The organism is Marinomonas sp. BSi20584, from assembly GCF_002792415.1.
Lineage (GTDB): Bacteria > Pseudomonadota > Gammaproteobacteria > Pseudomonadales > Marinomonadaceae > Marinomonas > Marinomonas polaris.
The window spans coordinates 245,206-258,899 of record NZ_KZ454868.1; the positions used below are offsets into that span (position 1 = coordinate 245,206).

At 43.6% G+C, this 13,694-nt stretch carries 12 protein-coding genes; 3 read left to right on the forward strand and 9 right to left on the reverse strand.

What is annotated here, in order from left to right; translation table 11 throughout:
- Nucleotides 1-19: 19 nt before the first annotated feature.
- Complete coding sequence (locus tag TY87_RS01165; protein WP_072839971.1) at nucleotides 20-250, reverse strand: hypothetical protein; 231 nt, start codon at nucleotides 248-250, stop codon at nucleotides 20-22.
- Nucleotides 251-1,336, reverse strand: coding sequence for a DUF2066 domain-containing protein (locus TY87_RS01170; protein ID WP_072839970.1), 1,086 nt, complete (start codon nucleotides 1,334-1,336; stop codon nucleotides 251-253).
- A 116-nt stretch (nucleotides 1,337-1,452) separates the two neighbouring features.
- Between TY87_RS01170 and purM the strand changes: the two genes are divergently transcribed.
- From purM to TY87_RS01185, 3 genes are read left to right on the forward strand one after another with little or no spacing between them, the layout of a single operon-like run.
- Nucleotides 1,453-2,511: a phosphoribosylformylglycinamidine cyclo-ligase gene (gene purM / locus TY87_RS01175; protein ID WP_100185695.1), complete on the forward strand. Its 1,059-nt coding sequence runs from the start codon at nucleotides 1,453-1,455 to the stop codon at nucleotides 2,509-2,511.
- On the forward strand, nucleotides 2,508-3,161 hold the full coding sequence (purN, locus tag TY87_RS01180) for a phosphoribosylglycinamide formyltransferase (RefSeq protein ID WP_100185696.1): 654 nt from the start codon (nucleotides 2,508-2,510) through the stop codon (nucleotides 3,159-3,161). Before purM ends, purN begins: the two co-directional genes overlap by 4 nt.
- A gap of 13 nt (nucleotides 3,162-3,174) precedes the next feature.
- The gene (locus tag TY87_RS01185; protein ID WP_100185697.1) at nucleotides 3,175-3,915 is read left to right on the forward strand and encodes a DUF3108 domain-containing protein; all 741 of its coding nucleotides are present in this window, start codon (nucleotides 3,175-3,177) and stop codon (nucleotides 3,913-3,915) included.
- A 26-nt stretch (nucleotides 3,916-3,941) separates the two neighbouring features.
- Here TY87_RS01185 and TY87_RS01190 read toward each other — a convergent pair whose 3' ends face one another.
- The 7 genes from TY87_RS01190 to TY87_RS01220 form a co-directional block, all read right to left on the reverse strand.
- Nucleotides 3,942-4,517, reverse strand: coding sequence for a molybdenum cofactor guanylyltransferase (locus tag TY87_RS01190; RefSeq protein WP_072839966.1), 576 nt, complete (start codon nucleotides 4,515-4,517; stop codon nucleotides 3,942-3,944).
- A gap of 14 nt (nucleotides 4,518-4,531) precedes the next feature.
- Nucleotides 4,532-5,581: a glycosyl transferase family protein gene (locus tag TY87_RS01195; RefSeq protein ID WP_232617032.1), complete on the reverse strand. Its 1,050-nt coding sequence runs from the start codon at nucleotides 5,579-5,581 to the stop codon at nucleotides 4,532-4,534.
- Complete coding sequence (locus TY87_RS01200; protein ID WP_100185698.1) at nucleotides 5,578-8,277, reverse strand: nitrate reductase; 2,700 nt, start codon at nucleotides 8,275-8,277, stop codon at nucleotides 5,578-5,580. Before TY87_RS01200 ends, TY87_RS01195 begins: the two co-directional genes overlap by 4 nt.
- Nucleotides 8,278-8,580: 303 nt before the next feature.
- On the reverse strand, nucleotides 8,581-8,913 hold the full coding sequence (gene nirD / locus TY87_RS01205) for a nitrite reductase small subunit NirD (RefSeq protein ID WP_084122393.1): 333 nt from the start codon (nucleotides 8,911-8,913) through the stop codon (nucleotides 8,581-8,583).
- A 4-nt stretch (nucleotides 8,914-8,917) separates the two neighbouring features.
- The gene (gene nirB, locus TY87_RS01210) at nucleotides 8,918-11,488 is read right to left on the reverse strand and encodes a nitrite reductase large subunit NirB (protein WP_100185699.1); all 2,571 of its coding nucleotides are present in this window, start codon (nucleotides 11,486-11,488) and stop codon (nucleotides 8,918-8,920) included.
- Nucleotides 11,489-11,559: 71 nt separating this feature from the next.
- On the reverse strand, nucleotides 11,560-12,825 hold the full coding sequence (locus tag TY87_RS01215) for an NAD(P)/FAD-dependent oxidoreductase (RefSeq protein WP_100185700.1): 1,266 nt from the start codon (nucleotides 12,823-12,825) through the stop codon (nucleotides 11,560-11,562).
- Nucleotides 12,818-13,666: an ABC transporter ATP-binding protein gene (locus TY87_RS01220; RefSeq protein WP_100185701.1), complete on the reverse strand. Its 849-nt coding sequence runs from the start codon at nucleotides 13,664-13,666 to the stop codon at nucleotides 12,818-12,820. Before TY87_RS01220 ends, TY87_RS01215 begins: the two co-directional genes overlap by 8 nt.
- Nucleotides 13,667-13,694: the final 28 nt, after the last annotated feature.

The window sequence follows — 13,694 nt, forward strand, 5'->3', positions numbered from 1 at the left end:
TTTGCTTTAGAACTAAGCGTTATTCTTCATCGTCTTCAACTATTTCAGTCACAGTCGAATTACCACACTTAACACAATCACCTTCTATCCAAACTCTATCTTCACTTTCAAACTCCTTAGGGTTAGTCATACCTAAGTCCACTTCCATACAGTGATTACACCAAGTTTGTGCTAAGAAATCGCCTTGCTCCTCCACTGGACGAGCAAAAAAATCTCGCTCTATAACTTTTTCATCCAATAGATCTGTCATTTAATTCACTCCACTATACTGATAAGACACAACTCGATTTGCATCAGGATCTAAAGCATTTAACGGCGCATTAATTAACAACCGACTCAGCGATATACTGTTAAACAATTTTTGCTTGTCACCATCAATTTCAATCGAAAACTCTATTTTTTCACCATCCACTTGGACCAAAGTTACATCGCGAACTACACCTATACTTTCTAAATAGGACTGCACTTTATTCATAATGCTGTAGTTAGTAACACCTACCACTTGAATATTAATCTTGCTAGCTGAGCCACTATTACGTACTGAAGCATAACGAGAAGAAAAAGCTTTAGCCAAATATGCGCTCGCTTGATCAATTAAATCATTAAGATTCTCACCACGTAAAACAAATCGCTCTGTCTCACCATTTTTTAACAACACCAGCAAATTACCACCAACTTGACCTGCGTAATTACTTATTCTCAAAGCAGCCACAGAATCTGTCTGATAACGCTTACTTGCATTCATTATGCTGTCTTCAAAGAAACCCCAAACATCTGATGCAGAAAGACTTCTTTTATCAACATCATCAAGCAAAGGTGCATAGATAGGCACACCTATTTTACTTGTAGATTGTGCTAATTTATTTAATGCATCAGATGGCTCTTTTGAACCAGACAGAGCCCTAACGCCATTATTTTCATTTACCAACCAAACTAAGACAGAAGGTCGATTATCCCCCCAAACTGGCAAGTTACTCTGCGACAAAAAGCCATCAATAGATTCTTGATAGAAAGTCACTTTAACTTGCTTACCAGGAACCAGCCCATCATCTGAAGGCAACAACTCGCTAAGCGATGCAACAGAATGCTGCGCCACCCAAGTTGGCGCTTTCTTTTTAGCTTGCTCCAACAGATCACCAGTAATGGCATTTTTATCGCCCGATACTTTTATCAGCACATCTTCAGCAGCCAAACCAAATGCTTCATTTAGCATTTGTGCCTCAGATTGCGTCACTGGCAAGTTAATTTCAGCACTATAAAGCCCCTGAACAGGGACAGCATTGGCTGGCGAAATACAAAAAACACTGATTAGTAGTAAAAATATACGAGAATTCATAACCCTTCCTTCGTTTATTTGCCTATTCTACTGTCTTAATTGCAAAGAACCATAGCCCTAATGCGCCACTATGCTAAAATGCCTTTTTTTCCTCGTACCATGATAAGGCATAGGCAATGACCAAGTCGGATAAACCATCCATTAGTTATAAAGACGCAGGCGTTGATATCAACGCAGGCAATCAACTTGTTGAACGTATTAAAGGCGTAAGCAAAAAAACTCGTCGCCCTGAAGTAATGGGTGGTCTGGGTGGATTTGGTGCTTTGACACGTCTTCCAACAAAATACAAAAACCCCATTCTTGTTTCTGGCACCGATGGTGTTGGTACTAAGCTTCGTCTAGCAATGGACCTTAACCAACATGACACTATTGGTATCGACCTCGTCGCTATGTGCGTTAACGATCTAGTAGTAGCTGGTGCTGAGCCACTATTATTCCTAGATTACTACGCAACTGGCAAGCTAGATGTTGATGTGGCTGCAAACGTTGTGACAGGCATTGGTGAAGGCTGCCTACAAGCAGGCTGTGCACTTGTTGGTGGTGAAACCGCCGAAATGCCTGGCATGTACCATGACGGCGATTACGATCTAGCTGGCTTTTGTGTTGGCGTGGTTGAAGAAGAAAACATCATTGACGGCAGCAAAGTAAAAGCTGGCGACAAATTGATTGCTTTAGGCTCATCTGGCCCACATTCAAACGGCTACTCACTTATTCGTAAAATCCTTGAAGTAAGCAAAGCGGATCTTAATCAAGATATCGACGGTGTTGCTTTGAAAGATGCGCTAATGGAGCCAACTCGTATTTACGTCAAATCCATTCTTAAATTAATGGAATCCATTTCTGTGAATGCACTAGCTCACATTACTGGTGGCGGCTTACTTGAAAATATACCTCGCGTTCTTCCTGAAGATGCAGCAGCTCGTATCGACGCAACTAGCTGGAAACGTCCTGCTGTGTTTGATTGGTTGCAAGAACAAGGAAATGTTAAGCAAGAAGAAATGTACCGTGTTTTAAACTGCGGTGTCGGCATGGTACTTTCTATTGATGCAGCAAAAGCAGACGAGGCATTGGCCATTCTGAAAGCTGAAGGTGAAAATGCTTGGATCATCGGTGACATTTGCCCTCGCAACGGCGGAAAAGAGGTTTTAATCTCTGATCTAGAAACGCAGGCATGAGTTATCCGATCGTTGTCTTAATTTCTGGCAGCGGCAGCAACTTGCAAGCTTTGATAGATCAAAGCTTGCAAGGACTACTCAATATCAAGATCTGCGCTGTTATTAGCAACAAAGCAGAAGCTTATGGTTTAGAGCGTGCCAAGCTAGCAGGCATTCCAACGCACACACTTAATCATAAGTCGTTTGATAGTCGAGAAGAATTTGATACTGAGCTGCAAGCGCTTATCGATCAATACCAACCAAAATTGGTTGTTCTCGCTGGTTTTATGCGTATTCTAACTGAAACCTTTGCGAAACATTTTGAAGGTAGAATGCTAAACATTCACCCTTCTTTGCTTCCAAAGTACAAAGGCTTAAATACGCATCAGCGTGCTATTGATGCAAACGAAAAAGAGCATGGAGTATCGGTACACTTTGTTAGTCCAGAACTAGATGCTGGCGCTGTTATTCTTCAAGCGAGTACAGAAATAGCGCAAGAAGAAACAGCAGAAACTTTAGCTAGTAAAGTTCACTGTTTAGAACATATTATCTACCCACTGGCGGTTAAATGGTTCAGTGAAGAAAGATTAACATTCCATGACGGAAAGGCTTTTTTTGATAAGAATGCACTGCCTGAAAGCGGCATTTTATATAACGAAGCACTAACATGATGTAGGAGAAAGTATGAGAACTCGTAAAATTCCAATGTTTTTAATGGCCATTTTTATGAGTATTCCCATACTTTCTTTTTCTTCAATAAAAGCAAATGCTACTGAAACAAAACCACAAGAAACCTTCCTGAAACCTTACTCTGCTGTTTACAGCACGATCTGGAAAAAAGGCATTAGCCTAAAAGTGGAAGGCAAACAGACCTTATCTAAAAAAGCAGACAATTCGTGGCAGTTTGTATTTACAGCAGACAGCATGATCGCCTCGCTTAATGAATCATCAATTTTCTACGTTGAAGACCATCAAATAATTCCTGCCAAATACGAATATCATAGCTCGGCTCTAGGAAAAAAAAGAAGCGCGGTACTCACTTTTGATTGGGAAAACAAGCTTGTCCATAATGATGTAAAAGACAAACCTTGGAACCTTACGATACCACCCAAAACATTAGACAAACTATCTATTCAGTTGCAAGTTAGACAAGATCTCAAAATGGGTAAAAACGAATTCGACTATCAGATTGCCGATGGCGGTTACATTAAAAACTGGCGCTTTGAACGTGAAAAAATGGAAACCATCGACACTAAGCTTGGCCGAGTCTCTGCAATTAAAATCATCAGAACCGATAATCTAGAAAAAGGTAAAAGAACCTCTTTTTGGTTTGTGCCAAAATTTGACTATTTACTGGTCAAAATGGAGCATAAAGAAGACGGTGAGTCTTATCGCCTAGATATCGAATCCATGAGCCAATCCTAAGAGATACATACCAACATAAGCAGAGCTTAGGCCAACTCGTCAGGTGTATTAACATTGAGTAACTCTGCAGCATTGTCCCAAGCAACAGACTGACAACCAAACATATCATAAAAGCCTAATACGCTGTAACGTTGCCCCTCTCCTAAAAAGCACTTAAGGGCAGCAAACGCAGTTTCAACAGGTAAGATAGCATGCAAAGGATGAGCCCCCGAAGTTCCTCTTAAATAATAGATTCTCTCTGGTGACAATAAGCTGGCTTCTTTTAGTTTTGCAAAAGCTTCACAGCTAATGCGAGGCGTATCGCAAGGTGAGATCAATAAATGCGATGTTTTAGCAAAGGCCAAACAAGTTAATAAGCCAGACAAAGGCCCTTTTCCTTGATGACATAGCTCATCGACAACTACTTCATAACCAAGCTTTGCATAAGCTTCAAAATTTCGGTTGGCATTAATAAACACTCTTTCAGCAACCTGCTGTAAAGCTCGCCCTACTGACAAGGCCATAGGCTCATTCTGAAACAACAGCAAACCTTTGTCCTGACGCGACATTCGCTCTGCTTTTCCACCAGCTAACACCGCCGCCGATAAGGATATAAACGCCATATCACTTTCTCTTTCTACAAAATCGAATCAAAATACCCTTTATCTCTTCTAGCCCATATATCATCAGCCAAAACAAGACACTCTTCATGAGACGAAACGCCATAAAGAAGCCCTGCCACTGACGCAACGGTTTGTCGCACAGCTTGCCCACCAAACTGATCAAGCTGATCACCGCGCCAATGATCTGTCAATCGAGACAGATCTAAATTATCTTTTAATCGCTTATGCTCTTTCTCAGCCTTTGGCCAATCTGACCAAGTCGCCATACCATCTTGCCATTTCCCTAAAGTGACATCTCGTTCTGGATTTACTTCTGCTTCACCATTACCACCACGAAATACTAACACAGACGCATCACCTAACTGTTCGCAAGCAGCTAGATGCAACTGATCATAACCACGGTGAAACACACCATGAACACTGTTATTGGCAAAAAACGGATTCATCATACGCACCACAGTATTTACTGGTGAACGTAAACCCAAAACATATTTAAGGTCCATCATAGCGCCTAACGATTCATCTATCTCAGCCAGTGGCATATATGCAAAGTGGCTTGTCTCAAGCTCGTGTTTTAGCTGACCCTTGGAATTACATACGACCAAGCCCAATTTACTGATGGCATGCTCCACATACATTCGGTTTTCCCCATCAAACATATGGCCATGCATCACAATATTCACGCCCGTATTAGCGAGCGCGAGAGCTGCTAGTAAAAACCAAGGCAATTCATTACGTTTGCCAGCATAAGCAGGCCAATCTAAATCGATGTTTATGCCCAGAGGTTGTTTTTTTAATAAGTACTGTCTGGTCGCTTTGGTAAAACCAACCGTTTCTTCAACAGTCTCTTCTCGTATCCGAATTAGCATCCAGAAAGCCCCCGACTGTTCTGGCGCTACATTGCCGGATAACATCAAACTCATGGCGTGCTCGGCTTCTTCCAATGTTAGACTGCGCGCGCCTTTCTTTCCACGACCTAAGATTTTTACATATTGAGTGAAGTCGTTACTCATTCTGATGGTTGTGCTAGTAGTTGCTTTACTAGTAGTCGCTCTGTCAGTCATGCTGATAACTCCGTCACAATGGGAATAAATCGTTTTAATTCAGGAAGACAAGAGCCGCAGTTGGTGCCACATTTAAGCTTGGCTCCCAACGCATCAACAGAACAAACACCTGACGCAATCGCTTTTTCTATTTGCTTGCTGCCAACTTGATAACAAGAACAAATAATCTCACCTTTATCTTCAATGTTTGCTGGAGTACCCACCAAAATAGCCAAACGATCTTGTATTGATAACGACGTATTTATCGCCAACTTAGAAATTAACCAATCAGCCATGATGGATTCAGGTTGCGGATGCATATACACAAGCAAGGTCAGTGTTTGGTCAATCAGTTTTGCCAATCGAATTTGCTGTGTAAGCGGATTCGAATACTCCAGCCATTCTGCTTTTTCAGCTGAATCTTGACTCTGTTCTACATCTATCGATTTAAGCGAAGCTTGCGTTTGTCCATTAGGCCAAACCACTTCGTAGTGATAGCCTTGCTCGGAAGGCACTTGGCACCAATATAGACAGTCAGATAATACAAGTGGTGCAGCCGAAACAATCACCCCATAACAAATGTCTGTGACTGCTTCGAGCTGTACCTGGGCATGTTTTGATTCCGGCTGACCTGATAACGGATCAACTACTTGCGGGATAAGATTCGATACCACAGACGCATTGGCAAATTGTTGAGTCCAATGAATAGGCGCAAATACATTGGCAAAGGCAACCGCTCGACTCAGTTTAGCTTTTAACAAAACCTCTCCGTAAGGCGAAGTAAGACGTACCAAGGCTTTATCTTCGATACCAAGACGTTTCGCATCTTTGGGATGAATTTCCACATAAGGTTGCGCGGTATGCTTAGCCAAAGACGCCGCATCTCCCGTCCTTGTCATGGTATGCCACTGGTCTCGCACTCGTCCGGTATTTAATGTAAAAGGCCATTCTTGTGAAGCTTGGTTCTTTGGCAAACTTGGTGTAATCGCAATAAATCGTGCTCGACCGTCGGGTGTAAAAAAACGCCCATCCTCAAACATACGCTTGGTGCCTTCTGGCCGACCTTTTGGCACAGGCCATTGCACTGGTATCAAAGAGTCGTATTCAGCTTTGGTTATCTGAGCAAAGTGACCAATATCGAAATCGCGCTTGCCATTGTTTTCAAACATCGATAAAGCCGCGTGCTCAGCAAAGATCTCATGAACATTTTGATATGAAAAAGCAGCAGAAAAACCAAGACTTTTTGCCACTTCACAAATCGCCCACCAATCGTGTTTAGCATCACCCGCTGCAGGTAATAAACCTCGTTGACGAGAAATACGTCGCTCCGAATTCGTTACCGTACCGTCTTTTTCACTCCAGCCCGTCGCAGGAAATAGAACATCAGCCATAGCCGTTGTGTCAGTATGCGCTTTGCAATCACTGACAATCACCAGCTCGCATTTTTCCAGCGCGCGTCGAACCTGATCAGTATCTGGTAAGCTCACCATAGGATTGGTCGACATAATCCACACAACCTTGACTTTCCCCTCTTCCATGGCTTGAAATAAGTCGACAGCTTTCAAGCCATTTTCTGTTGCCATATTGGGTGCTTGCCAAAAACGCTGCACCAGATCCAGCGCTCCTGGCGTAGCGAAATCCATATGAGCAGCTAGCTGGTTCGCCAAGCCTCCCACTTCCCGCCCGCCCATAGCATTTGGCTGACCAGTAATAGAAAAAGGCCCAGCGCCTTCTTTGCCAATACGCCCCGTGGCCAAATGACAATTAATAATCGCATTGCATTTATCAACACCTGACGAAGACTGATTCACCCCTTGAGAATAAAATGTGATTGTCTTTGCTGTGTCGCGCCACCAGCAGGCTAAACTTGTTAAATCTTGCTCACTAACAGCACAAAAATCAGCTGTAAAAGAGAGACTCGGTGTTGATTCATTCGCTTGTGCCAAGGCGAGATCGAATCCGTTGGTGTGATTAGTAATAAAGTCATGATCCAAAATGCCAGATTGAACAGAATCACTTAATAAAAAGGAAAAAATCGCCGCGTCGCTTCCTGGCTTAATCGCCAAATGCAAATCCGCAATATCGCAAGTCGCGGTTTCTCGTGGATCTATCACCACCACTTTCATATTCGGTCGTTGCTGTTTAGCTGCTGCAATTCGCTGATATAAAATCGGATGTGTCCAAGCCGCATTTGATCCAACCATAATAAGTAAATCACAGCGCTCGAGATCTTCATAATTACAAGGCACAGTGTCCGAGCCAAAAGCGCGTTTGTAGCCGACCACCGCAGATGCCATACACAAACGAGAATTGGTATCAACGTTGGCTGTACCGATAAACCCTTTAGCGAGTTTATTCGCCACGTAATAATCTTCAGTAAGAATCTGACCAGAAAGATAAAAAGCAAAAGCATCAGGACCATGATCTTTTACGACTTGAGCAATTTTCGCACTCACTGTTTCAATAGCCGATTCCCAAGCAACAGGATGACCATCAACCATGGGCGTTAATAAGCGATCATCTGATTGAATGGTTTGCGCAAGACTGCTGCCTTTCACACACAAACGACCAAAATTCGCAGGATGATCTTCATCGCCAGAAACAGGTGGAACCGCTTCGTTTGTGGAGCATGGAAGCGTTAAGGTGACGCCACATCCAACGCCACAATATGGACAGGTCGTTTTCCCGCTTGTTGCTGTCTTCATTGTTGCCGTCATGCAGCTTCCTCGCACTTTTTACATTTTTTAAAAACAAAAAAAGGCCCAATCACTTTTCTAAAAAAGTGATTGGGCCCCGTTGCCTTTTGTAATATCTGTATGCTTTATGTGTAAGCCATCATCGGTTTACGGTGCATCAGTTATCCTAGATAAAGCAATAAGCAAGCCAACTCTGAAAACACTTATAAAATAGATCATGCCTTGCTCCCTCTGGGTTGGCCGTTAAGTTATCCAGAAAGTGCTACCTACCAATCACCCAACAAAGCGCCTAAACAGTGCAGTCGTGCAATACTATGCACCGTTTTAATTGACGGCAATAAACACTTCACCGCCTTCAAGTTTTGCCAGCCAATGAGGTACACTAATATCTTCCTCAAGGCATTGACCCGACGCCAATACAAAATGCTGTTTGTACAAAGGGCTAGCCACAACCCATTGCTCTTGCAGGTGAGCAACCAAACCTCTGGACAAGACATTGGCCTTGCCAACAGGATCCCAATTTCCAATGGCGAATACTTGATTGTCGGATTCAGGAACATAGAAGATGGCCACTTGTTCGCCATTCACTATGGCGGCAACACCAGCGCCTTCTACCAAATCCTCTTTCTTACAGATTAATTTCCATGGCATCGTCATCGTATTAGCCCACCTTCGCAATTAATTGCTGTTTTTCTAATTCTGTTGCTGGACGCATTTGATCGCGCTCTTCAACGAATACCACATTGTTATCACTTCCCTCATAGTTCACAAATTGACGGAAAGTCTTTAATGCTTCAGGATCTTCTAACGTGGTTTTCCATTCGCATTGGAAAGTATCGACAATGTGCTGCATACGAGCTTCAAGTTCGCCACACAATCCTAGCTTGTCATGAATCACCACATCTTTAAGATAGTCCAAACCGCCTTCCAGTCCGTCCATCCAAACGGAGGTACGCTGCAATCGATCCGCAGTTTTGGTGTAAAACATCAATACGCGGTCGATGTATTTCACCAAGGTTTCATCATCTAAATCTTTGGCAAATAAATCACCGTGGCGTGGCTTCATACCGCCATTACCACACACGTATAAATTCCAACCACCTTCCGTTGCGATCACACCGATGTCTTTACTCTGAGCTTCCGCGCATTCTCGTGTGCAACCAGATACTGCGAATTTGATCTTATGTGGCGAGCGCAAACCTTTGTAGCGATTTTCCAGATCAATCGCCATCTTCATGCTGTCATTCACGCCATAGCGACACCAAGTGCTACCGACACAGGACTTCACCGTACGCAAGGATTTACCATAGGCTTGGCCCGTTTCAAATCCCGCTGCAATTAATTTTTCCCAAATTTCAGGCAATTGTGGCAAGGTGGCACCAAACAAATCGATACGCTGACCACCCGTTATCTTGGTGTATAAACTATATTCTTTTGCCACTTCACCCAAGACGATCAATCTATCTGGTGTTATTTCCCCACCAGGAATTCGCGGTACGATGGAGTAAGTTCCGTCTTTTTGCATATTGGCAAGGAAGCGATCGTTAGTGTCTTGCAAACTGATGTGTTCTTTTTTCAACACATAATCGTTCCACACACTCGCTAGAATAGAACCAACAGCGGGTTTACAAATTTCACAACCGTGACCTTTGCCATGCGTTTTTAATAACTCATTAAAGGTTTTGATTTCGCCAATTTTGACTAAGTTATATAAATCTTGGCGTGTGTAAGCAAAGTGCTCACAAATATCTGTACTGACTTCGACACCTAAAGCCAACAACTCATTGTCGACAACTTTTTTCAATAACGCCGCACAACCACCACAACCTGTAGCCGCCTTGGTTACGCCTTTCACATCACCGACTGACAAGGCACCACTACAAACAGCATCGCTAATGTCTTGCTTAGACACGTTATGACAACTACAAATAGAAGCTGTCGCTGGCAAAGCATCAACACCTAAGCCAACTGGTGCATCACCCATAGCGGGCAAAATAAGCGCTTGTGCTTGTTCCGGTAAATCAATGGCATTGAGATAATATTGCAGCAAGGTGTCGTAATAACTGTTATCGCCCACCAAAACAGCGCCTAAGAGCTTCTTGCCGTCTTCAGATACCACCATTTTTCTATAGCTCTGACTAATTTCATCTTGATAAACGAATACTTTGCAGCCTTGAGATTGAGCATGAGCATCGCCAACCGAACCGACGTCACAGCCTAAAAGCTTCAATTTCGTACTCATGTCGGCGCCAGTGAAAGTCACGCCTGCATTTCCTAATAAATGAGCTAACAAATGCCCAGCGGCAGATTTGGCCATCGCGTAACCCGGTGCTACCAAGCCAAAGATACGATTATTCCAAAGCGCACACTCGCCAATGGCATAAATGTCTTCATCACTGGTTTGGCAGTGATTGTTCACACAAATGCCGCCACGTTCACCTACCGTCAAACCAGACTGATGCGCCAAAGCATCCTGTGGTCGAATACCAGCAGAGAATAAAATCAGATCTGTTTCAAGGTGAGAACCATCAGCAAAGCTCATCCGGTGGAAAGCGCTCTCGCCATCGACAATCTCTTTGGTCGCTGTGTCGGTATACACCTTCACATCTAAGCCTTCGATCATTTCCTTAAGAACCGAACCGCCCTTTTCATCCAGCTGGACTGGCATTAAACGTGGCGCAAACTCCACTACGCTGGTTTCTAAACCAAGATTTTTTAGCGCATTGGCAGCTTCTAATCCTAGCAAACCACCACCGACAACCGTGCCTCGTGTCACTTGTTTCGCACAGGCTCTGATAGCGTCTAAATCGTCGAGAGTACGATAAACAAAAGTGTTCTCACGGTTATGCCCCAGAATGGGCGGAACAAAAGGATAAGAACCTGTTGCAAGGACAAGTTTCTCATAAGATAGAGAGTCGCCATTTTGTAATAACAATTGCTTAGCAGCACGATCGATCTCGGTCACCAAGCTGTTAGTAAAATAGCGCACACCGTGTTCGTTATATAAAGAGCCATCGGTCATTGCCAAATCCGCCGCGCCTTTGCCAGTAAAATACTCACTTAGATGTACGCGGTCATAGGCTAAATACGGCTCTTCACCAAAAACAGTAATATTAAATTCTTCATGACCACCTTGAGCGATCATTTGCTCAACAAAATGGTGACCGACCATGCCATTGCCAATGACAATGAGATGAGGTTTTGTGGTAAGAAAAGACACGGTTGACGTCATTATATTCCCCTTGCTGTAACCCTTGTTGATGTAGCATGCCTTACGGCTAGCAACGTCTAAAACTACTTAATTCAGGCCACTTTTGGGCAGCAATACGCTTCGCCAAATACCAGTAAATCAAGCATGTCAGAGACATTGGTCTTATTTTGAATTAGCTGGAAATACCAGCTTCCATCGGCGACGTTGCCATAAAGAATTGCTCCAACCAGCAAGCCATCGTTGACCACCAGTTTTCGGTAATGATTTGCGCTAACATCTTTAAAAAAGATGCAGCTATCTTCTCCTGTGGGTTGAATCTTACCGACTGAAAAAAGATTTACGCCTGACACTTTCAACTTGGTAGGCGTTGGCTCTATCACAAACGCAGACTCTTCACCGGCCAATACCTTCATCAAGACGTTAATTTGTGTCCAAATAGGCGCAACTAAACCGAAGGTCTGTTGATCAAATTCACAACATTCACCCAGAGCATAAACATCAGCACGAGAGGTTTGCATTTGTTCATCGACTAAAATCGCTCGATTCGTTTTCAACCCAGAAGCCTTGGCCAAAGTAATTTCAGGCGAAATCCCAGCCGCCATAACGACTAAACTCACCGCTAGCTGATCACCATTCTGACAAACGACATGAGACACGCGATCACCGTCCGTTTGCAAAAAAGACTCAGGTGACTCGCCAAGGCGAAATTCGACGCCCATTTCCTTCAGTCTATTAAGCAAAAGTACGGCTGATTCTTCGTCTAGCTGTCGATTTAACAACCAATTTGAACGATGAAAGACCACAACCTTATGACCGCGTTTCACCAAACCCACCGCCGCCTCCAACCCCAACAGCCCACCACCTATCACACAAATAGGCTGACAGCCTTTCAGCTGCGTCATGAGTTCAACATCATGCCAAGTACGAAAGCCCATTACATTGGATGCAGATATTCCTTTAATAGGCAATACACTTGCCCGAGACCCAGTCGCTAGCACCAATTGGTCATACGCTATTTCCTGCCCACTGGATAAATGCAGGATTTTCATTTCTAAATTCAGACTCGTCACAGGATCATTTGAAAGAATCTGAACGCCGTCATCTTGCATTTTCTGTGTATCAACTAGTGCCATATCGGAATGAGAAATATCGCTCGCTAATAAAGAAGACAGCATAATTCGGTTGTAGCCAACTTTAGGCTCTTCTCCGATCAAGGTGATCTGATAAAGATGCCCATACGCTTGTTGTAAATCATGCGCCAATTTGCTGCCAGCCATGCCAGCACCAACAATGACGAGACGGCGTTTATCCGTCTGATTCACTAGGCGTTTCCCCGACTGAGAGATAAGACTAGGCATTGGCAACCTTGGCACTAGCGGCCGTTTTTTTGCTCTTAGCTGCTGCTTGAATAGGCTCTACTTTGCGCTGTTTCTCATACAAAAAAGTCAGAACTTGAGTTCTGTAATCCACATATCTTGGATCCTTCGCCAAGGCCAAACGATCACGAGGACGTTCAAGGTCAACATGCAGAATTTCGCCTACTGTCGCTTCTGGACCATTAGTCATCATCACAATACGATCAGAAAGCAGCACGGCTTCGTCCACATCATGGGTGATCATAATCACTGTGTTGTTAAGGTCTTTTTGAATTTCCATCAAAGAGTCTTGAAGATGTGCACGAGTCAAGGCATCCAAGGCACCAAAAGGCTCATCCATCAACAACACGCTTGGTTCCATCGCCAAGGCTCTAGCAATACCGACACGCTGCTTCATACCACCTGAAATTTCATCTGGGCGTTTGTCCGCAGCATGGGTCATATGCACCAACTCTAAGTTGTGCATGATCCAATCATGCATTTCCTTCTTGGATTTAGTTTTACGAAAAACCTGCTTTACCGCCAATTCAACATTTTGGTAAGACGTTAGCCAAGGCAGCAAAGAGTGATTTTGAAAAACCACCGCACGCTCAGGCCCTGGCCCTTTTACTTCTCGACCATCCAATAAAATCCCGCCTTCAGTAGCATCGTATAAACCGGCTACTATGTTGAGAACCGTCGATTTACCACAACCTGAATGCCCGATCAGAGAGACAAACTCGCCTTTCTCGATTTTTAAACTGACATTATCCAGCGCTTTAAACGGCCCTTTTGGCGTTGGGAACTCAATCGAAATGTGACTGATGTCTAAATGTGTTGCCATGTTTCTCTCCAATCCAATCTGTTTCTAG

What these genes read in the sequence shown, in the direction of transcription:
- TY87_RS01165 (WP_072839971.1), bottom strand. Translation starts at nt 250, where the DNA reads ATGACAGATCTATTGGATGAAAAAGTTATAGAGCGAGATTTTTTTGCT.
- TY87_RS01170 (WP_072839970.1), bottom strand. Translation starts at nt 1,336, where the DNA reads ATGAATTCTCGTATATTTTTACTACTAATCAGTGTTTTTTGTATTTCG.
- purM (WP_100185695.1), top strand. Translation starts at nt 1,453, where the DNA reads ATGACCAAGTCGGATAAACCATCCATTAGTTATAAAGACGCAGGCGTT.
- purN (WP_100185696.1), top strand. Translation starts at nt 2,508, where the DNA reads ATGAGTTATCCGATCGTTGTCTTAATTTCTGGCAGCGGCAGCAACTTG.
- TY87_RS01185 (WP_100185697.1), top strand. Translation starts at nt 3,175, where the DNA reads ATGAGAACTCGTAAAATTCCAATGTTTTTAATGGCCATTTTTATGAGT.
- TY87_RS01190 (WP_072839966.1), bottom strand. Translation starts at nt 4,517, where the DNA reads ATGGCGTTTATATCCTTATCGGCGGCGGTGTTAGCTGGTGGAAAAGCA.
- TY87_RS01195 (WP_232617032.1), bottom strand. Translation starts at nt 5,581, where the DNA reads ATGACTGACAGAGCGACTACTAGTAAAGCAACTACTAGCACAACCATC.
- TY87_RS01200 (WP_100185698.1), bottom strand. Translation starts at nt 8,277, where the DNA reads ATGACGGCAACAATGAAGACAGCAACAAGCGGGAAAACGACCTGTCCA.
- nirD (WP_084122393.1), bottom strand. Translation starts at nt 8,913, where the DNA reads ATGACGATGCCATGGAAATTAATCTGTAAGAAAGAGGATTTGGTAGAA.
- nirB (WP_100185699.1), bottom strand. Translation starts at nt 11,488, where the DNA reads ATGACGTCAACCGTGTCTTTTCTTACCACAAAACCTCATCTCATTGTC.
- TY87_RS01215 (WP_100185700.1), bottom strand. Translation starts at nt 12,825, where the DNA reads ATGCCTAGTCTTATCTCTCAGTCGGGGAAACGCCTAGTGAATCAGACG.
- TY87_RS01220 (WP_100185701.1), bottom strand. Translation starts at nt 13,666, where the DNA reads ATGGCAACACATTTAGACATCAGTCACATTTCGATTGAGTTCCCAACG.